Genomic DNA, 19,112 nt, shown 5'->3' on the forward strand with positions numbered 1-19,112 from the left:
CGCACCTGAGAGAGAACCACCGTGCCCCACCCCTTCACCCCGCTCGCCTCCGTGCCCGTGGATCCCCGAAAGGCCCGCGTCCACGAGGAGGGCTGGCAGTCCTGGAGCCCCAGCGGCGCCTACGCCCTCGGCGACAAGCCGTACCGCCCGACGAACGAGAACTGGGCGACGGTCTGCTATCGCCCGGGTGTCACCGTCCCCGAGGGCGCCTTCCAGGGCGAGGGGCTGCTGGCGCTCGACCCGGGCGACGGATCGCCGGTACGGCTGTGGGCGGCGACGGACCCGCTGCACGAGGTCCCGTCGATCCGCCTGGTCGCCGAGGGCTCCGTGGTGGAGGTCTCCGCCGACGGCCCGGTGAAGGAGTTCACGGGTACGGACATCCAGTCGGCGCTGGCCGAGTGGGCCGCCGGACTCGGGGTCGAGGCCCCCCGCCCGGCGCCCACCGTCTGGTGCTCCTGGTACGAGTACTTCACCGACGTCACCGAGGACGACATCCACGAGAACCTCCGTGCGATGGACACCCTCGACCTGCCCATCGACGTCGTCCAGATCGACGACGGCTACCAGAAGGCCCTCGGCGACTGGCTCACCCTCTCCGGCCGCTTCCGCTCCCGCGCGGGCATCGCCGACGCGATCCGGGCCCGGGGCCGCCGCGCCGGCATCTGGACGGCCCCCTTCCTGGTCGACCCGGCCAGTGACCTGGCCGCCGAGCACCCCGACTGGCTGGTCGAGGACCTCGACGGAGGCTTCCTGCACGCCGGCCGCAACTGGGGCCACGACCTGTGCGTCCTGGACACGACCCACCCCGAAGCGGCGGAGTATCTGGCGTCGGTCTTCAGGACCCTGGTGTCCGAGGGCTACGACTACTTCAAGGTCGACTTCCTGTACGCGGGGGCGCTGGAAGGCGTACGGCACACCTCCGCGGACGCGCTCACGGCGTACCGCTCCGGGATCGAGCTGATCCGCGAGGCCATCGGCGAGGACGCCTACCTGCTCGGCTGCGGCGCGCCCGTCCTGCCCTCCGTCGGCCTGTTCGACGCGATGCGGGTCAGCCCCGACACGGCCCCGCACCGGCGTCCCGAGGCCGACGACTACAGCCAGCCCGGCCAGGACCCGGCCGAGTTCACCGGCGTCGGCCGCCAATGGCAGCACGGCCGGCTCTGGGTCAACGACCCCGACTGCCTGATGGCCCGCCCGGCCGTGGAGACCCGCGAGCGCTGGGCGGCCCACGTGGAGGCCACGGGCGGCCTGATGGCGTCGAGCGACCGCCTGCTGTCGCTGGACCCGTGGGGCGTGGAGACGACCCGGCGGCTGCTCGCGGGAGACGCCCGATGATCCCGGAGGGCATCGCCTACGGCGGTGACTACAACCCCGAGCAGTGGCCCGAGGAGGTCTGGGCCGAGGACGTACGCCTCATGCGCGAGGCGGGCGTGAACATGGTCAGCGTCAACATCTTCGCGTGGGCGCTCCTCGAACCCCGCGAGGGCGAGTACGACTTCGCGCGCCTCGACAAGATCCTCGCCCTGCTCCACGAGAACGGCATCGCCGCCGACCTGGCGACACCGACGGCGGCCCCGCCGGCCTGGTTCTTCCGCACACACCCGGAAGCGCTGCCGGTCGACAGGGACGGCAGGAGACTGTCGTACGGCAGCCGCCAGACGTTCTGCCCGTCGAGCCCCGCCTACCGGGAGGCGGCCCTGCGGATCGCCCGGGTGCTCGGGGAGCGCTACGCCGACCACCCGGCCGTCGTGATGTGGCACGTCCACAACGAGTACGGCTGCCACAACGCGGAGTGCCACTGCGACGCGAGCGCGGAGGCGTTCCGGGTGTGGCTGCGGTCGCGGTACGGCGATCTGGAAACCCTGAACCACGCCTGGGGTACGGCCTTCTGGAGCCAGTGGTACTACGACTGGGACGAGATCATCCCGCCCCGCGCCACCGGTGCCGTGCCCAACCCGACCCACCAGCTGGACTGGCGCCGCTTCTGCAGTGACGCACTGCTGTCGCTGTACAAGGCGGAGCGTGAGGTGCTGCGGGAGGCCGCCCCCGCGGTGCCGGCCACCACCAACTTCATGGTGATGTACAACTTCGAGGCGCTGGACTACTGGCGCTGGGCACCGGAGCTGGACGTCGTCTCCAACGACCACTACCTGCGGTCCACCGACCCCGAGTCGGAGATCGACATCGCGCTCAGCGGCGACCTGGTCCGTTCGCTGGCGGGCGGCCCGTGGCTGCTGATGGAGCACTCGACGGGCGCGGTGAACTGGCAGCCCGTCAACCGGGCGAAGAATCCCGGTGAGTTGCGCCGAAACGCCCTGGGGCACGTCGCCCGAGGTGCCGACGGCATCGCCTACTTCCAGTGGCGGGCCGCGAAGGCGGGCGCCGAACAGTGGCACTCGGCGATGCTCCCGCACGCCGGCACCGACAGCCGGATCTGGCGGGACGTGGTGGCGCTGGGCGCGGACCTGAAGGCACTGGCGGAGGTGCGGGGCAGCACCAGCCCCGCCTCGGTCGCCGTCGTCTGGGACTGGAACGCCCGCTGGGCCCTGGAACTCCCCTCCCAGCCCAGCGAGTCGGTGCGCTACCTCGACCTGGTCCGCTCCTGGTACGAGCCGCTGTGGCGCTCCGGCGTGGCCGTGGACTTCGTCCACCCGTCGGCTGACCTGTCGGGGTACCGCCTCGTCCTCGCCCCCGCCCTCTACCTGGTCGACGACGAGGGCGCGGAGAACCTGACCGGCTTCGCGTCGGGCGGCGGCACCCTGGTCGTCGGCTTCCACAGCGGGGCTGTCGACGCCAACTGCCATGTGCGCCTGGGCGGTTACCCGGGAGCGTTCCGGGAGCCGCTAGGCGTCCGCACGGACGAACTCTTCCCGCTGCTGGCCGGTGAGTCCCTCGGCCTGAGCGACGGCGGCACGGCGTCCCTGTGGTCGGAGCGGGTACGCCTGGAAGGCGCGGAGGCCGTCACGTCGTACACCTCGGGCCCCCTGACCGGAGTCCCCGCGGTGACCCGGCACACCTACGGCGAGGGCGTGGCCTGGTACCTGGCCACCCACCCGGACCCGTCGACGCTCGCGGGTCTGCTGGACCGGATCCGCACCGAGGCGGGGGTGGAGCCGGTGCGGGAGGTTCCGGAGGGGGTGGAGGCGGTACTGCGGCGGGGTACGGAGGCCGACTATCTGTTCCTGATCAACCACGGGGAGCGGGATGCGGAGGTCGAGGTCTCGGCCGAGGCCACCGATCTGTTGACGGGCGGGCCCACCAAGGACGGCAAGGTGTCCGTCGCGGCGGGAGACGTCGTGGTGGTACGGGAGCCGCGAAACCGGTGACCGAACGGCATCAGGATGCGAGCGGGTTCTCCCGGAGCCACCTGCGGATCCGGTCCGCCTCTTCCTCGCGTCCGAGTCTGCGGAGCAGGATTTCCTGGAGGCCCAGCACGGTGTGCAGGCACATCAGCACCACGGGATTTCCGGAGACCCTTACGCGATAGAACTCCACGATCTCGCCCGTGGTCCTGAGCGCGTCCCCGAGCTCGTCGACGTCCAGCGTCATCAGCTCGGCCCGCAGGCGCCGTGAGCGGGTGGGGTCATAGGCGAAGGCTGTGGGGTCGGCGGCCGCGAGGCGGTGCCCGACCTCCGCCGCCTCCCACTCACAGGCGAAGGCCACCCCCTCTCGTTCTGCCTGTGACAGATCCAGAGCGAGGTTTGACAGCGCGCGCGCCAGGTCGGGTTCGTAGGTGGCGGGGTATTCGGAGGCCAGTCGGCGCCAGATCGCCACCGCTTCCTCGGTGGCCGTCCGGCCCTCACCTGCGCCGAAGACTTCGGCCCGTTGAGTGCCGAGGTTGGTCAGCGTCGCGGCGAGGTCGGGCTCGAAGGCGCGGTTGTCGGCCGCCAGCGGCCGCCACACCGCCACCGACTGTTCGGTGAGGTCCAGAGCCTTCTCTGCGCGCCCCACGTTGACCAGATGACCTCCGACCGCGGACAGGGATCGCGCCACCTCGTGCCGGAAGACGACGGGGTTGTCCGTGGCGAGCCGGCACCAGATCACCAGCGCCTCCTCGGCCCGGCGCAGGGCCTCTTCGGCGAGTCCCACCCCCGACAGCCGAACGCCGAGTCGGTGGAGGCCACTGGCCAGGCCGGGACCGTAGGCGGTGAAGTCGTGGCGTGCGAGCCTGCGCAGGATGTCGACCGCCTCCTCCTCGACGGCCAGAGCCTCCTGCACACGGCCCACCTGGGCCAGCTGTTCGTCCAGGTTGGACAGGGAGCGTGCCAGGTCGGGCTCGTGGGCGGCCGGGTTCTCGGCCACGAGCCGGCGTCTGATCTCCACCGCCTCCTCCTCGGCGGCCAGCGCCTCGCGCCAACGCCCCAGGTTCTTCAGGTCCACCCCGAGGTTGGACAGCGAGCCGGCGAACTGGGATTCGAAGGCGTCGGGATCGTGGGCCGCGAGCGGACGCAGGAGCCGTACGGACTCCTCGGTGGCAGCCAGGGCCTCGTCCAGGCGCATGGTGTCCGAGAACCTGATGCCGAGATTGGAGAGTGCGCCGGCCAGGTCGGATGTGAAGGCGGTCGGGTCGGCGGCGGCGAGCCTGCGCCAGATCCGCACTCCCTCCTGCGCGAGAGCGAGTCCCTCGGCGAGGCGTCCCGTCTCCGTCAGCCTGATGCCGAGGTGGGACAGTGAACGGGCGAGATCCGGTTCGTGGAGAGGGGAGGCCTGGGCCAGCCGGCGCCAGACTGCCGACGCCTCGGCGGTCGCTGCCAGTGCCTCCTTCCTGCGCCCCAGTTCGCTCAGCTGAGAGCCGTAGTTGGAGAGCGAGACCGCGAGCCGGTGTTCCTCGCCGTCCGTCCCGTCCGCCACGTGCCGCCGCCGGATCGCTATCGCCTCTTCGATGACGGCGAGGGCTTCGGCTCTGTGCCCCGCGTGACCCAACTGGGTGCCGAGGTTGTCGAGCGATGTGGCCAGCACGGGTTCGTGAACGGCCGGGTACTCGTCCGCCAGCACCCGGTCGGCCTTGGCCAGACCCCGGCGGAGCCGCAGAGCGAGCGGGGCGATGACCCGAGACGACAGAGGCAGCGCGGTGACCGCGCCGTAGGCGGCCTCGTAGGTGAGGTGTGCGCTGTCCAGAGCCGAGTCCAGAGCGCTGAGAACCTGCCGACTCTCCTCGGCGCGGCCGGAGTTGTAGTGGGCGATGGCCGCGCGGGTCAGGACGACGATGATCTGGGCCTGTTGAGCGGGTGCGGACTTCTCGAACAGGGCCGGGAGCGGGACGTACCCACGCAGGAGGGCGGACGAGGCCTGGTACTCGGCGATGCGGTCGGGCTGGAGGGAACCCCAGTACCGGCTGGGTTCGGGCGGGTAGAGACCGGCCAGCCAGGCCACGGTGTCCATGATCTTGCAATCGGGCACGTCGCGAAGCACGCCGATCACCTTGGCCGCCTCGTCCTCGTCGGCCGCCCCGCACAACACGACCACCGCGACGACGGCCTCCAGGGCCCGGGTGGACAGGCGCAGTTCGAAGGCGGGCGTCTCGGCGCTGTCCTTCCAGAACCGCTTCTCGTGGAGCAGGAGGACAGCCTCCGGCGGGGTGCCGGGGGGTACGTCGGCAGGGCGGGGCCCGAGCTGAAGCAGGGCGACCAAGGCGGTCGTCTGAAGGGTGAGGGCGTTGTCGTAGCGGGGATGGGCCAGGTCGTCGGGTGGCTGGAGCTCCCCGGCCAGTCCTGCCCAGTCGTGCTCGGGCAGGGTCGGGATGCGGGGCAGGAGGCGAGCGAGGTCGTGAGCCGCGCGGAGGAACGCGCTGTGCCGTTCCGCGACGGGGCGGCTGCGGGGGATGAGCGCGGTGAGCTCGATGCCCGGGGTGTGGATGAGTTCCTGTCGCACGTCCGGCTCCTCGCTGAGCGAGTCGCTGCGCCAGGGCCCGTCGGACCGGGCCACCACGAGCAGCCGTACGCGGTGACGGGAGGGGTGCAGGTCGCTGATGAGGCGGCGCACCAGGTGGGGACGGGTCTCCGCGTAGTCCACGACGATCAGCAGGGGCAGCGCCGTGGCCAGAGCGGTGAAGTCCGGTACGCCGCGATCGGTGAGGTCGGAGCGCAGGTGCCCGGTCACCCAGCCTCGACGCCGGAGGAGTTCGGTCAGACGGCGGGCGAGGCGGCTCTTGCCCTGTCCGCCCGGCCCGGTCAGGACCTCCACCGACATCGCGGACGGACCGTCCTGGCACCAGGTGAGCAGCCGGGAGAGTTCACGGTCGCGGCCGTGGAAGGCGACGGCCTCGGCATCGGCGCGCAGCAGAGAGGCCGGTGACTTCAGATGGCGTGTGGACGCGGCCGGGGTGAACAGGGTTGCTGCTTCGGCCGGTTCGAGGAGTGGCTCCCAGCCGGTGTGCTCGGTGGCCACCAGGCGGAAGTCGTCGTCGGCGAGGAGGCGGTCGCTGGGGGTGGCGGTGAGGCGGGTACCGCCCTCGGCCCGGCGGTCGCGGCCGACGACACCGCACAGCAAGTGCCCGCTCCCGCCGCCGTCGTAGAGTACGGCGGCCCCCGAAATGCCGGACCAGCGGCTGCCGTTCGCCAGTGCGGCCCGGTCGACGGGGAGGAGGGGGTCGGTACTGGAGACCTCATAGTGTCCGGCCAGGGACCCCTTGCCCGGCGTGATGGAGCCGTTGAGCTGCTCGTCCAGGCGCCTGCCGTCCGGGTCCCTCTGCATGCGCGGAAAGCCGGCCAGGATGACAGAACAGGGACGGGCGCCGATCACGAGGCCGAATCTCTGCGGTGGCCGGACCGACGGGTCGCTCAGCGATTCCGGTGGCTGCCAGCCGTTGCCTTCGGCGATCTCGACCAGAGCCGCGTCGATGGTCTCGTCCAGGAGGTGCCAGCGCACCGTCGCGGGATACTTCGGCCCGTCGGCCAGAGCCAGCGACACAGTGGCCGCGCCGCGGTCGCCTTCCCCGAGCACATGGGCCGCCGTGAGCGCCAGCCTGGGCGCGATCAGGTAGCCCGAGCCGAAGCTCCGTGGGTCCGGTCCCGGAACCCCCACGAAGATCCGCACCAGTCGGTCGTTCGCCACGACACCTCCCCCCGGGGACGGTCACTCTGTGTCGAGCACGTCGATGTCGCCACTCCCGGGCTGGTGCGGTTGCAGCTTCACCGTCACCGTGTGGGTAGCCCTTCTGCCGCTCTCCTTCCTGCCACCCAGGCTGACCACGCTCCAGCGCAGCCCACCGTCGATCCCCTGGACGCCGGTCAGCTCCAGGCCGAGTTCCAGAGTGATCTCCCCCAGCGTGAACAGCACCCCCCGGTCGCCGGGACCCGAGGGACTGGATGCGCGGCTCTGGGCCTCGGCGATCTGGTCTCTCAGCATCGCGATCGCGTCCGCCAGGTCGAGCCACCCCGGCTCCGCGCCATGGCTGTCCGTCATCGGCCCCCCGGTCGTCGACTGTCGCCTCCTATTTCTCCCGCCGCGCACGGAAGAAACCAGTCCAAATGTGTGCCTTCGCTACGTCCGCCCCGAGCTGCTGAGAAGAGGGCGCCGGCACTGCCCCGGCTCGCGGCGCGCGCCGATGCGGGGGACTTCGACGAGCTGCTCGCCAAGGAGACCTACCGACGTGCAGCGGGAGCTCAAGGAGGAGGGGCGGCACCGCTCCGCCGGAGCCGTGGATCTTCTCGTCGCCGCGACGGCCGAACTCCAGGGCCTGATCATGCTTCACCACGACAACGGGTTCGAGACCATCGCCGCGGTCACCGGCCGGCCGACCCAGCGGCTGGCCGCGCCGGGCAGTCTCCGAGCCCGGTGGGGCGCGGCGGGGCGCGGCACCCCCCTCGGCTGCCGCGCCCCGTTCCCCCGACCCCCGTCTCCGTGGTGGCTACTGAGTGCTCTGGACCTCCGGGAGCGTGCCCGTGCGGGCTGCCCGGCCGTACCAGAGAGCGCTGGACTTGGGTGTCCGTTCCAGCGTCGCGTAGTCCACGTAGACCGCGCCGAAACGCTTCTCGTAGCCGTACGCCCACTCGAAGTTGTCCAGCAGGGACCACAGGTAGTAGCCCCGGACGTCCGCGCCGTCGGCGATCGCGCGGCGGACCGCGGCGAGGTGGCCCTGCAGATAGGCGACCCGCTCGGGGTCGTGGACGCGGCCGTCGGGGTCGGGCTTGTCGTCGTAGGCCGCGCCGTTCTCCGTGATGTACAGCGGCAACCCCGGGGCCTCGCGCGTGTAGCGCATGATCAGATCGTGCAGACCCGTCGGGTCGATCGTCCAGCCCATCTCCGTGCGCTCACCGGGGGTCTGGTGGAAGGTGACGTCGTCCGCCCCGGGCCACGGGGAGTGCGTGCTGCTGCCGTGACCGTCGGCGCGCGGCCCGCTCGCGTCCGGATCGGCGGCCGAGACCAGTGCCGGCGTGTAGTAGTTGAGGCCCAGCGCGTCCAGCGGCTGGTTGATCAGGGCGAGGTCGCCGTCCTCGACGAACGACCAGTCCGTGATCAGCTCCGTCGCCGTGAACAGCGTCTGCGGATACGCCCCGTGCAGGATCGGCCCGTGGAAGACACCGTTGGCCAGGTCGTCGATCTTCTGCGCCGCCGCCAGGTCCGCCGCGTCCTGCGAGAAGGGCCTGACCACCGAGGAGTTGAGACTGAGCGCCACCGAGTTGCGGGCCGGCATCGACGCGCGCAGCGCCGAAGTGCCCAGTCCGTGGGCCAGGTTCAGCGTGTGCGCCGCCTTCAGCGAGGCCGCGGGGTCCGTACGGCCCGGCGCGTGCACCCCGGACGCGTAGCCCAGGAAGGCCGCGCACCACGGCTCGTTGAGGGTGATCCACTGTTCCACCCGGTCGCCGAGCGCCTCCCCGACGATCTGCGCGTACTCCGCGAAACGGTAGGCCGTGTCGCGCTCGGGCCAGCCGCCCGCGTCCTCCAGCTCCTGGGGCAGGTCCCAGTGGTAGAGCGTCACGGCCGGCTTGATGCCGTGCGCGAGGAGCTCGTCCACCAGCCGGCGGTAGAAGTCCAGACCCCGCTGGACCGCGGGGCCGCGGCCGGTCGGCTGCACCCGGGACCAGGAGATCGAGAAACGGTACGCCGTCAGGCCCAGGTCGGCCATGAGCGCCACGTCGTCGCGGTAGCGGTGGTAGTGGTCGACAGCGATGTCACCGTGGTCTCCGCCGGCCGTCTTGCCCGGGGTGTGGCTGAAGGTGTCCCAGATGGAGGGCGTACGGCCGTCCTCCCGCACCGCCCCTTCGATCTGGTACGCGGAGGTCGCGGCGCCCCACAGGAAGGCGGGGGGAAAGGTCACCGGGGTCACCGGCGTTTCGGACTCAAGCATGGAAGCGCTCCCATTGGAGGTCGTCAGAGCGACTGATGAAGGGGGGAGGGGAGTGGAAGGGGCCGAGGCGGCGCCGGCCCGGCCCCAGGAGAGATGGCGGAAAAGCCGTATGAGGGGTGTCAGCCCTTGATCGCGCCCTGCATGATGCCGCCCACGATCTGCTTGCCGAACAGGATGAAGGCGATCAGCAGCGGCAGTGTGCCGAGGAACGCGCCCGCCATGATCACGGCCTGGTCGGGGACATAACCGGTGCCCAGCGAGTTGAGGGCGACCTGCACGGTCGGGTTCTGCTGGTTCAGGGCGATGATCGGCCACAGGAAGTCGTTCCAGGCGAACACGAAGGTCAGCAGCCCGAGCACGGCCATCGCCGGCCGCGCGGCCGGGAAGACCACGTGCCACACCACCCGGATGCTGCTCGCCCCGTCCACCCGGGCCGCCTCGATCAGCTCGCTCGGTAGCGCCTGCACCAGGTACTGCCGCATGAAGAAGGTGCCGAAGGCCGTCACCAGAGTGGGCAGGATGACTGTCTGGAGCTGGTTCGACCACCCGAGGTCGGCCATCCACAGATACAGCGGTACGACAGCCAGCTGCGGCGGGATCATCATCGTGCCGATCGTCAGCAGCAGCAGAAAGCCCGAGAACCTGAACTGCAGCTTGGCGAAGGCGAATCCGGCGAGCGTGGAGAACAGCACCGTGCTGATCGTGATGGCGCCCGCGACGATCACGCTGTTGAGCATCGCGGTGCCGAGGCCGGCCTCGTCCCACGCGGTCTGCATGTTCTTGAACAGGTTCCCGCCGAACCACAGCGGCGGCGGTGTCTCGGCGAGTCGGTGGTCGGTGCGCGAGGCCGCGATCGCCGTCCACACCAGGGGCGCCAGCGAGACGAGCGCGAAGACCGCCAGGACCAGATAGGTCACCGGGCCCGCGTGCAGCTGCTTGCCCGCGCCCATCACCCGACGGGAGGGGCCCCGCTTCTTCCCCGCCTGAGGCTCTGCCTGAGGCAGCGTCAGTTCACTGGTGGTCATTGGGACTTCCTCAGACGTCGGGTGACCAGCAGGTTGATCGCGGCGACGATCAACAGGATCAGGAACATGGACCAGGCGATCGCGGACGCCTTGCCGAGGTTGCCGATGATCCAGCCCTGGTCGTACATGTACAGGCCGAGCGTCTGGTACTGGTGCTCGGAGCCGCCCTTGGAGCCGCTGACCCCACCGAACAGCAGGGGCTCACCGAAGAGCTGGGTCGCGCCGATGGTGGAGACCACCACCGTGAACAGGATGGTCGGCCGAAGCTGTGGGACCGTCACGTGGATGAACTGCTGCCAGCGGTTGGCCCCGTCGATCGCCGCCGACTCGTACAGGTCGGCCGGGATCGCCTGCATCGCCGCGAGGTAGATCAGCGCGTTGTAGCCGGTCCACCGCCAGATCACGATCGACGACACCGCGAACTGCGAACCCCAGTCGGACTCACGCCAGTTGATGGGGTCGATGCCCACGAAGTCGAGGAGCCAGTTGATCATGCCGCCGTCCCACGAGTACAGCAGCGTGAAGACGAGGGTCGCCGCCGCCACCGAGGTGGCGTACGGGGTGAGCATCACGACCCGCCAGACGGTCGAGCCGCGCAGCCGGTAGTTGAGCAGGTGCGCAAGTCCGATCGCCGCCATCAGCTGCGGCACCGTCGAGATCACACCGATGGTGAAGGTGTTCTTGAGGGCGTTCCAGAAGAAGTCCGAGGACAGCAGGTTCTGGTAGTTGTCCAGGCCCGCCCAGGTCTGGGTGTCCAGCGAGGACAACTGCACGTCGTGCAGCGAGTACCAGGCCGTGTACAGCAGGGGGATCAGGGAGAACGCCCCGAAGATGACGAAGAAGGGGGCGATGAACACGTACGGAGACGCCTTCATGTCCCAGCGGTACAGCCGGCTGCGCCAGGGGCCCTTGCCCTCGGGCGGCGGCGTACCGCGACCGTGAGCGCCCCGGGCCGCGCCCGGCTGGGAGCCGGGCGCGGCCTCGGCGCTCGACGCGGGATGCGCGAGTGCCTGCTTGGGGCTTGTCACTGGCCGAGCACGTCCTTGATCTCGTTCGTGGCCGCGTCCCAGCCCTGCTCGGGCGACTTGCCCTTCTGCTCGACCTGGAGGATGCCGATGTCGGTCAGCGCGGTGTTGATCGGCTGGTCCTTGACGCCGAAGATCTGTGCCGGGATCGTCTTCGCCGCGTCGGAGAAGATCTGCGTGATCGGCGCGTTGCTGAAGAACTCCGTGGTGGCGGGGGCCGGCTTCAGGGTCGAGTAGGCCGCCGGGGCCGACGGGAAGCTCGCCTGCTTGGCGAAGACCTTCGCCTGCTGCTCGGGCGCGGTCAGCCACTTCGCCAGCTCGATGGCCTCCTTCTGGTGCTTGCCCGCGGTCGGCACGCCGATGAAGGCACCGCCCCAGTTGCCCGCGGTCGGAGCGGCCGCCACGTCCCACTTGCCCTTGCCCGCGTCACCGGACTTCTCCTGGATGTAGCCGATCATCCAGGCGGGGCAGGCCACGGTGGCGAAGGAGGCGTTCGCGTAGCCCTGGTCCCACGGCTTGTCGAACTGCTTGAGCTTCGCCGACATGTTGCTGGTCGCCACGGACATCGCGACGTCCCAGGCGTTCTTCACACCGCTGGACTTGTCCCAGACGACCTTGCCGCTCTTGTCGTAGTAGCGCTCGCTCTCACCGTTGAGCACCGCGTTGTAGACGGAGGAGGCCGAGTCCACGAACTTGGTGCCGCTCGGCGCCTTCTTCATGTACTGCTTGCCGAGGTCGACGTACTTGTTCCAGTCGCCCTTCCACTGCGCGGCGAGCTTGGTGCGGTCGGTCTCCAGACCGGCCTTCTCGAACAGGTCCTTGCGGTAGCAGATCGCCATCGGGCCGATGTCGGTGCCGAGCCCGATGAGTTTGCCGTCCGCCGTCGTGGCCTGGGCGTTCTTCCAGTCCAGCCACTGCGACTTGTCGACGTCCTTGCCGAGGTCGACGAACTTGGAGCCCTGCGTCTGGACGGCCTCGGTGATGTTGCCGACCTCGATGGCCTGGATGTCGTCGGTGCCGGAGCCGGCCTGCAGCCGGGTGAGGACCTTCGGCCAGTAGACGTCGGTCCGGGTGGTGACGTTCTCCTTGATGGTGATGTCCGGGTGCAGCTTCGTGTACTCGTCGTAGAGACCGGCCTGCTTGTAGCCGAAGACTCCGAAGGTGCCTACGGTCAGCGTGGTCTTGCCGCCGCCGGAGTTGTTACCCGAGCCCGACGAGTCGCCGTCGTCCGAGTCGCCGGCACAGCCGGCCAGCACTCCCGTAGTCAGTGCGGCGACGGCCGCCAGGGCCAACAGCCGGTGGGACCGGCGGGTAGTCGTGCGCATTGCGTCCTCCTGTTGCCTGACGTGCCGACCCCCCGGCCAACTGCGTTGTTGGACCCGTTACTTGACTGCTGCGGCTCGGGCGGGGAACGTGCGGGATGTTTATGTGTCAGGTACCGTGGGAGCGCTCCCACTCGTGATGTGTTGAAGGTTCGCGGGTTGGAGCGAGGGTGTCAAGGGAGCGTGCAGGGCGATATCGCTTTGAGATGTTTCCTTCGCTGGGGTCGGGTCTTTGGCCGCTGCGGAGGGTGGCGCCGTCGAAGCGGGTGGACGGAGACTGTTCGGTGGCGATCACTCATTCGAGGGAGGCTGATCTGTTCTCATGCGACGTGGTCGTGGCGCCGATAGCTTCCTTGTCGTGAAGCTGGTCGTGCAGGTCAAACTCCTGCCGACGCCTGTTCAGGCGGCGGCTCTCGAGACGACCCTGCGCGCCTGCAACGAAGCCGCCTCATGGGTGGCCGAGGTGGCGTTCGAGAGCTCGGTGTACAAGAACTTCACACTGCGCAAGCACTGCTACGCGGAGCTCAAGAGCCGGTGGGGATTGGGCGCGCAGGCCGCCCAGCACGTGATCAAGAAGACGGCCGACGCATACACAGCTCTGCATGCAAACCTGAACACACACAGTTCCGGCAAGAGAAACTCGAAGCGGAAGCGGAGGGATGCGAAGCGTCCCCTCGCGTTCCGTCCGGAATCCGCGCAACCTTACGACGACCGCATGCTCTCCTGGCAGACGGAAGCACGCACCGTCTCCGTGTGGACGACGCGCGGCAGGATCAAGGACGTCGCCTACGTTTGCGGTCCTGAGCAACTCGCCACACTGTCCCGGTACCGCAGGGGCGAGTCGGACCTGGTGCACCGCGACAATGCCTGGTTCCTGCTGGCCACGTGCGAGGTACCGGAAGCGGCGCTCAAAGACAGCCCTGTGGACTTCCTCGGAGTCGACCTGGGGATCGTGAACATCGCCACCACCAGTGACGGCGAGATCATGTCCGGGCGTCGGCTCAACCGCTCACGGGCCCGTGACGGCGCGCTGCGGAGGAAGCTGCAGAAGAAGGGCACCAAGTCCGCCAAACGACGCGCGCAGCGTCGACGCCGGAAGGAGGCGCGGCGGACTCGGGACATCAATCACAAGATCGCGAAACATGTGGTGGCCGAGGCGGAACGCACCGGTCGTGGGATTGCCCTGGAGGACTTGACGGGCATCCGCGAGCGGGTACGGCTTCGTAAGCCCCAACGGGCCACGCTCCACTCTTGGGCCTTCGCCCAGTTGGGGAGGTTCATCGCGTACAAGGCCCGCCGGGCGGGTGTGCCGGTGGTGCACGTCGATCCGGCGTACACCTCGCGCACCTTCGCCGAGTGCGGCCACGTGGACAAGTCGAACCGGGTCTCCCAGGCGTGGTTCGCGTGCCGGTCCTGCGGATTCGTTGATCACGCGGACCGGAACAGCTCCCGCAACATCCGCGCCCGTGCGTGGGAGTTGTGGCGAAGCGGGGCCCGGTCAGTGGCCCCTGCCGGCCCCGGACGGGGGCGGCTGAACGCGGGCGAAGCATCACCGCCAGTGGTGCCCGCAACGCAAGCTTTGCCGCGCAAGCGGCGGGCGGCTGACTTATCAGCCTGTTACCGGCCCACCGAGGCTGTCAGCGTTTGAGGGCCGGGCCAGGCCGATCAGGCTGAGCGGGGCACGGTGGAGGTAGCCCCCGCGACCGTCACGCCGACACGCGGGACTGTTAAATTCCAGGCCAGCTTAGAGACACGGTGGGAAGGCGGAGCCCATGGCAAGCCACGGAGCGCGGAGCCGAAGCGGTGGCCGGCCCACCCTCGAAGAGGTCGCCGCGCGCGCCGGCGTCGGCCGGGGGACCGTTTCCCGGGTGATCAACGGCTCGCCCCGGGTCAGCGACGCCACGCGTGCGGCCGTCGAGGCGGCGGTGGCGGAGCTCGGGTACGTCCCGAACACGGCCGCGCGTGCCCTGGCGGCCAACCGTACGAACGCGATCGCGCTGGTCGTGCCCGAGCCGGAGACGCGGTTCTTCGCGGAGCCGTACTTCTCGGACATGCTCAAGGGCGTCGGCGCCGAGATCTCGGAAACCGAGATGCAGCTCCTGCTGATCTTCGCGGGCAGCGACCGCGAACGCCGCCGGCTGGCCCAGTACCTGGCCGCGCACCGGGTCGACGGCGTCCTGCTGGTGTCGGTGCACGCCGACGACCCGCTCCCCGACCTGCTGTCCCAGCTGGAGATCCCGGCGGTGATCAGCGGCCCGCGCTCGGCAGCCGAAACGCTCCCGTCCGTGGACTCCGACAACTACGGCGGCGGCCGCTCGGCCGTGGAGCACCTCCTGGCCGGCGGCCGCCGCGCGATCGCGCACATCACCGGCCGCCTCGACGTGTACGGCGCCCAGCGCCGTGTCGACGGCTACCGGGACGCGCTGCGCGACGCGGGCCACGAGGTGGACGAGCGGCTGATCGAACCCGGCGACTTCACGGAGGAGGGCGGGCGCCGGGCGATGACGAAGCTGCTGGCCCGCCGCCCCGACCTGGACGCGGTCTTCGCCGGCTCGGACGTCATGGCGGCCGGCGCCCGCCAGGTCCTGCGCGAGGAGGGCCGCGGCATCCCCTCCGACGTGGCCCTGATCGGCTACGACGACTCGGCCATAGCGCGCCACATGGACCCGCCCCTCACCAGCGTCCGCCAGCCCATCGAGGAGATGGGCCGCCACATGATCGACCTCCTTCTCACGGAGATCGCCGACCGCCGCCCGGCGGTTTCCCGGGGTCTGGAGCGCAGGCAGGTGGTCCTGGCCACGGAACTGGTGGCGCGGGCGTCGTCCTGACCTCGGCATCAAGAGGTTGAACGCAAGGATCACCCTGGAAGGCCATGACCGCCCACCCCCTGCTGGACGTTGACGAGATCCCCGGGACCGAGCCGTACCTGCGGACCGTGGGTCAGGTGTTCCGTTCCTTCCGCGAACAGGACTCCGGCTGCCTCTCCCACGGAGTCCGGCTCCCCGACGGCACCCGCTGGTTCGTGAAGGAGGCCACGACCGACCGCGGCCGGCGCTCGCTCGACCGCGCCTGGTCCTTCCACCGCACGGTCCGGCACCCGGCGATCGTCCCGCAGCTGCACCGGATCACCGTGGGAGACCGCCGTAGCGCCGTCGTCATGCCGTGGCACGACGGCGAGATCCTCTACGACCGCACCGCCCGCGCCCGCTTCCGCGCCCTGCCCCTCGCCCGCGTCCACGACGCCCTGGACCGCGTCCTGGACGCCCACCTCGCCGTCGAGGCCGCGGGTCAGGTCGCCGTGGATCTCTACGACGGCGCCTTCCTCTACGACTTCGGCGCCCACGAACTCCACCTGATCGACCTGGACGAGTACCGCCCGGGCCCGTTCGTCCTGACCGAGGACCGCCTCCCGGGCTCCACCCGCTTCATGGCCCCCGAGGAGCGGCGGCGCGGCGCCACCATCGACCGCCGCACCACCGTGCATTCCCTCGGGCGCACGGCCCGCCTCCTCCTGGACGCCGGCCCGGGCGAGGACGCCTTTCGCGGTACGTCCGCACAGCTCGCGGTCGTCGAACGGGCCACGCGTCCGGAGCCGGGCGAACGGTTCGACGGCGTACGGGAGTTGGTCGAGGCGTGGCGGGCGGTGTCGTAGAAGGGTGGCTCAGGCGGTCGTGAAGTAGTGGCCCGCCTCCAGGTCCGGGATCAGCGCGGGGTGCTCCGGCTGCCAGTCCAGCAGCTTCCGGGTGAGCGTGCCGGACGCCCGCATGCCGATGGAGGCGAAGCGGCCGAGCCAGCCGAAGTGGTCCGTGGCCTCCTCGGGGGCCACGCTCGTGACCGGCACGCCCAGCCCCCGCCCGACGGTCTCGGCGATCTCGCGGAACGGCACCCCCTCGTCCCCGATCGCGTGCAGCCGTACGCCCGCCGGTGCCGCCTCCAGGGCCAGCCGGAACAGCCGGGCCGCGTCGAGCCGGTGCACGGCCGCCCAGTGGTTGGAACCGTCGCCCACCATGGCCGAGACGCCCTTGTCGCGCGCGAAGTCGATGAACATGGGCACGAAGCCGACGTCACCCTCGCCGTGCACGCTCGGGGGAAGCCGCAGCACCGAGGAGCGCACCCCGCGCTCGGCGAGCGCGAGCGTCGCGATCTCCGAGGCATGCCGGTGCTTGGCGGGGGAGTCCGGGTCGGCCGGGTCCTCCTCGGTGCTGAGGCGCCCCGGTGCGGTCAGCAGCCCCGAGGTGACCACGAAGGGCTTGCCGGTGCCTTCGAGGACGGACCCGATGGCCTCGATCGCCCGCAGGTCGGCCTCGCCGGAGGTGGTCAGGTTGCTGAAGTCGTGGATGAACGCCAGGTGGGCGACCCCGTCGGCCGCCTCGGCACCCCGGCGCAGACTGTCGAGGTCGTTCAGGTCCCCGCGGTGCACCTCCGCTCCGGCGGACTTCAGTGCCTCCGCGGACCGGTCCGAACGGGCCAGGCCCAGGACCTCGTGCCCGGCGTCGAGGAGTTCACGGGTGACGGCGGAACCGACGAAGCCGGTCGCACCGGTGACGAATACACGCATGGTGATCCTTCGCTGTGACGAGTGAGGGTCCCAGCGTGCGGAGGAGCGGCCGGGCGCGTCCAAAGCTTGTTCCGCATTGCGCAATACGCATCAGGCATGACAGCAGGTGGCAGCCCTTGTCTGCGGGAACCGGTCGCGAACCCCGGCGTACGCTTCGGGCATGACCGACCTCGACCTCCGGCTGGTCCGGTACTTCACGGCCGTCGCCGAGCACCGGCACTTCGGCCGGGCCGCCGACGCGCTGCACATCACCCAGCCGTCACTGAGCCGGCAGATCCGGCGGCTGGAGCAGCAGCTGGGCGCGCGACTGCTGGAGCGGACCCCGCAGGGGAGCGGCCTCACCGAGGCGGGGGCGGTCTTCCTGCCCCGGGCGAAGGCGCTGCTGCGCTCGGCGGCCCAGGCGGCGAGCCTTGCCCGGGCGGCCGCCGAGCCGAGCCGGATCACCGTGGGGTATACGGCGGGCATCATCGTCACCCCGGCGGTGCGCGCACTGCGCGAGCGCTTCCCGGACGCCGACGTCAGGACCGCGCACGTCGGCTGGGGCGAGCGGACCACTGCGCTGCCCGAGCTCAAGGTCGACGTACTGGTGACCCGGCTGCCCTTCCCGACCGACGCGGCGCAGGTGACGGTCCTCTACGACGAGCCCCGGGTCGTGGTGCTCCCGGTCGGTCACCGCCTCGCCGGCAAGGAGTCCGTCACCCTCGACGACATCGCCGAGGAGCCGCTGGTCCGGGTGGCCGACCCGGTGTGGAACGCGTACTGGCGCATCGACCCCCGACCGGACGGCCGACCGGCACCCGACGGTCCCCTGGCCGACGCCCTGGAGGACAAGTTCGAACTCGTCGCCTCGGGGCAGGCCCTGGCCATCACGGCGTTGCCCCGGGCCGGTGCGCTCCGCCCCGACGTCACCGCGGTCCCGCTGCACGGAGTCGACCCGGCCCATGTGGTCCTCGCGACCCGCGCCGAGGAGCGGAGCCGGCTGGTCGTGGCCTTCCGCAAGGCAGCGCGGGCCTTGCTCAAGGCGTCCGACTCCTGAAACGACCTCAGCCGGTGACCCTGTCTCCAGGATCACCGGCTGAGGTGAGTGGGGTGAGTGACGGGACTTGAACCCGCGGCCACCTGGACCACAACCAGGTGCTCTACCAACTGAGCTACACCCACCATGTTCGGCTGTCCTGGGTTTCCCCGACCGGCCGAGAAAAAGTGTACAGGGTCTGAAGGGGTGCTCGCGCCCGGCTTTTACCGCCCGGGCAGAACGTGCTTCGCGGCGATCGTCTTCGCGGTGTCGGAGTCGGGTCCGGGCTGCGGGACGAAGATCGCCTCGCGGTAGTAGCGCAGCTCCGCGATGGATTCGCGGATGTCGGCGAGGGCGCGGTGGTTGCCGTTCTTCTCCGGGCTGTTGAAGTAGGCCCGCGGGTACCAGCGCCGGGCGAGCTCCTTCACGGAGCTGACGTCCACGATCCGGTAGTGGAGGTAGTCCTCCAGGGTGGGCATGTCCCGGAGCAGGAACCCGCGGTCGGTGCCGACGGAGTTGCCGCACAGCGGGGCCTTGCCGGGTTCCTTGACGTGCTCGCGGACGTAGGAGAGGACCTGGTCCTCGGCGTCGGCGAGCGTCGTGCCGCCGGACAGCTCCGTGAGCAGTCCGGACGCGGTGTGCATCTGACGCACCACCTCCGGCATCGTCTCCAGCGCCTGGTCCGGCGGGCGGATGACGATGTCCACACCGTCGCCGAGCACGTTGAGCTCGGAGTCGGTGACGAGGGCGGCAACCTCGATGAGCGCGTCGTCGGACAGCGAGAGGCCGGTCATCTCGCAGTCGATCCACACCATGCGATCGTTCATGCGAACACCCTACGGCTGACGTCCGCCTTTGGGGTGCCCCGCGTCGGCGCG

14 protein-coding genes, 1 tRNA gene and 1 pseudogene are annotated in these 19,112 nt (G+C 70.3%); 7 read left to right on the forward strand and 9 right to left on the reverse strand.

The window, feature by feature from the left end:
• Positions 1-21 precede the first annotated feature (21 nt).
• Both OG841_RS29185 and OG841_RS29190 read left to right on the forward strand, forming a co-directional pair.
• Positions 22-1,335 carry a glycoside hydrolase family 36 protein gene (locus OG841_RS29185; RefSeq protein WP_328638810.1) on the forward strand — a complete coding sequence of 438 codons (1,314 nt, stop codon included), beginning with the start codon at positions 22-24 and terminating at the stop codon, positions 1,333-1,335.
• Entirely contained in the window at positions 1,332-3,326 is a 1,995-nt protein-coding gene (locus OG841_RS29190; RefSeq protein WP_371567115.1) for a beta-galactosidase, read from the forward strand. The genes OG841_RS29185 and OG841_RS29190 overlap by 4 nt, the downstream gene beginning before the upstream one ends.
• 10 nt (positions 3,327-3,336) lie before the next feature.
• Here OG841_RS29190 and OG841_RS29195 read toward each other — a convergent pair whose 3' ends face one another.
• Positions 3,337-7,053, reverse strand: coding sequence for a tetratricopeptide repeat protein (locus OG841_RS29195; RefSeq protein WP_328638808.1), 3,717 nt, complete (start codon positions 7,051-7,053; stop codon positions 3,337-3,339).
• A gap of 21 nt (positions 7,054-7,074) precedes the next feature.
• On the reverse strand, positions 7,075-7,404 hold the full coding sequence (locus OG841_RS29200) for a trypco2 family protein (RefSeq protein WP_328638807.1): 330 nt from the start codon (positions 7,402-7,404) through the stop codon (positions 7,075-7,077).
• Between the two features lie 175 nt (positions 7,405-7,579).
• Here OG841_RS29200 and OG841_RS29205 point away from each other — a divergent pair.
• Positions 7,580-7,750: pseudogene (locus OG841_RS29205) on the forward strand (PIN domain nuclease); the annotation flags it as partial.
• Between the two features lie 99 nt (positions 7,751-7,849).
• Here the strand turns inward: OG841_RS29205 and OG841_RS29210 are convergent.
• The 4 genes from OG841_RS29210 to OG841_RS29225 form a co-directional block, all read right to left on the reverse strand.
• On the reverse strand, positions 7,850-9,289 hold the full coding sequence (locus OG841_RS29210; protein WP_328638806.1) for a GH1 family beta-glucosidase: 1,440 nt from the start codon (positions 9,287-9,289) through the stop codon (positions 7,850-7,852).
• A gap of 119 nt (positions 9,290-9,408) precedes the next feature.
• Positions 9,409-10,314: a carbohydrate ABC transporter permease gene (locus OG841_RS29215; protein WP_266383313.1), complete on the reverse strand. Its 906-nt coding sequence runs from the start codon at positions 10,312-10,314 to the stop codon at positions 9,409-9,411.
• A complete protein-coding gene (locus OG841_RS29220) occupies positions 10,311-11,342 on the reverse strand; it encodes a carbohydrate ABC transporter permease (RefSeq protein ID WP_326668114.1) in 1,032 nt (343 codons plus the stop codon). Before OG841_RS29220 ends, OG841_RS29215 begins: the two co-directional genes overlap by 4 nt.
• A complete protein-coding gene (locus tag OG841_RS29225) occupies positions 11,339-12,664 on the reverse strand; it encodes an ABC transporter substrate-binding protein (protein WP_326668115.1) in 1,326 nt (441 codons plus the stop codon). The genes OG841_RS29220 and OG841_RS29225 overlap by 4 nt, the downstream gene beginning before the upstream one ends.
• Positions 12,665-13,019: 355 nt before the next feature.
• On the opposite strand from OG841_RS29225, the gene OG841_RS29230 reads away from it, so the two are divergent.
• The 3 genes from OG841_RS29230 to OG841_RS29240 all read left to right on the forward strand — a co-directional run bounded on the left by OG841_RS29230 (position 13,020) and on the right by OG841_RS29240 (position 16,313).
• Positions 13,020-14,309 (forward strand): RNA-guided endonuclease InsQ/TnpB family protein, encoded by a 1,290-nt coding sequence (locus tag OG841_RS29230; RefSeq protein ID WP_365114998.1) that lies wholly within the window; start codon positions 13,020-13,022, stop codon positions 14,307-14,309.
• 124 nt (positions 14,310-14,433) lie between these two features.
• Positions 14,434-15,489, forward strand: coding sequence for a LacI family DNA-binding transcriptional regulator (locus tag OG841_RS29235; protein ID WP_328638804.1), 1,056 nt, complete (start codon positions 14,434-14,436; stop codon positions 15,487-15,489).
• Positions 15,490-15,533: 44 nt separating this feature from the next.
• Positions 15,534-16,313, forward strand: coding sequence for a serine/threonine protein kinase (locus tag OG841_RS29240; protein ID WP_328638803.1), 780 nt, complete (start codon positions 15,534-15,536; stop codon positions 16,311-16,313).
• Positions 16,314-16,322: 9 nt separating this feature from the next.
• On the opposite strand, the gene OG841_RS29245 is transcribed toward OG841_RS29240, so the two are convergent.
• A complete protein-coding gene (locus OG841_RS29245) occupies positions 16,323-17,219 on the reverse strand; it encodes an SDR family oxidoreductase (RefSeq protein ID WP_371567120.1) in 897 nt (298 codons plus the stop codon).
• Positions 17,220-17,379: 160 nt separating this feature from the next.
• Here OG841_RS29245 and OG841_RS29250 point away from each other — a divergent pair, with 160 nt between their 5' ends.
• On the forward strand, positions 17,380-18,255 hold the full coding sequence (locus OG841_RS29250) for a LysR family transcriptional regulator (protein ID WP_328638801.1): 876 nt from the start codon (positions 17,380-17,382) through the stop codon (positions 18,253-18,255).
• 49 nt (positions 18,256-18,304) lie between these two features.
• Here OG841_RS29250 and OG841_RS29255 read toward each other — a convergent pair.
• Positions 18,305-18,380 (reverse strand) — tRNA-His (locus tag OG841_RS29255).
• Positions 18,381-18,458: 78 nt separating this feature from the next.
• Positions 18,459-19,061, reverse strand: coding sequence for an oligoribonuclease (gene orn, locus OG841_RS29260; protein WP_057609681.1), 603 nt, complete (start codon positions 19,059-19,061; stop codon positions 18,459-18,461).
• Between the last annotated feature and the right edge of the window lie 51 nt (positions 19,062-19,112).

Origin of the sequence: Streptomyces canus (assembly GCF_041435015.1) — a bacterium.
In the GTDB taxonomy this organism is placed as follows: Bacteria; Actinomycetota; Actinomycetes; order Streptomycetales; family Streptomycetaceae; genus Streptomyces; species Streptomyces canus_G.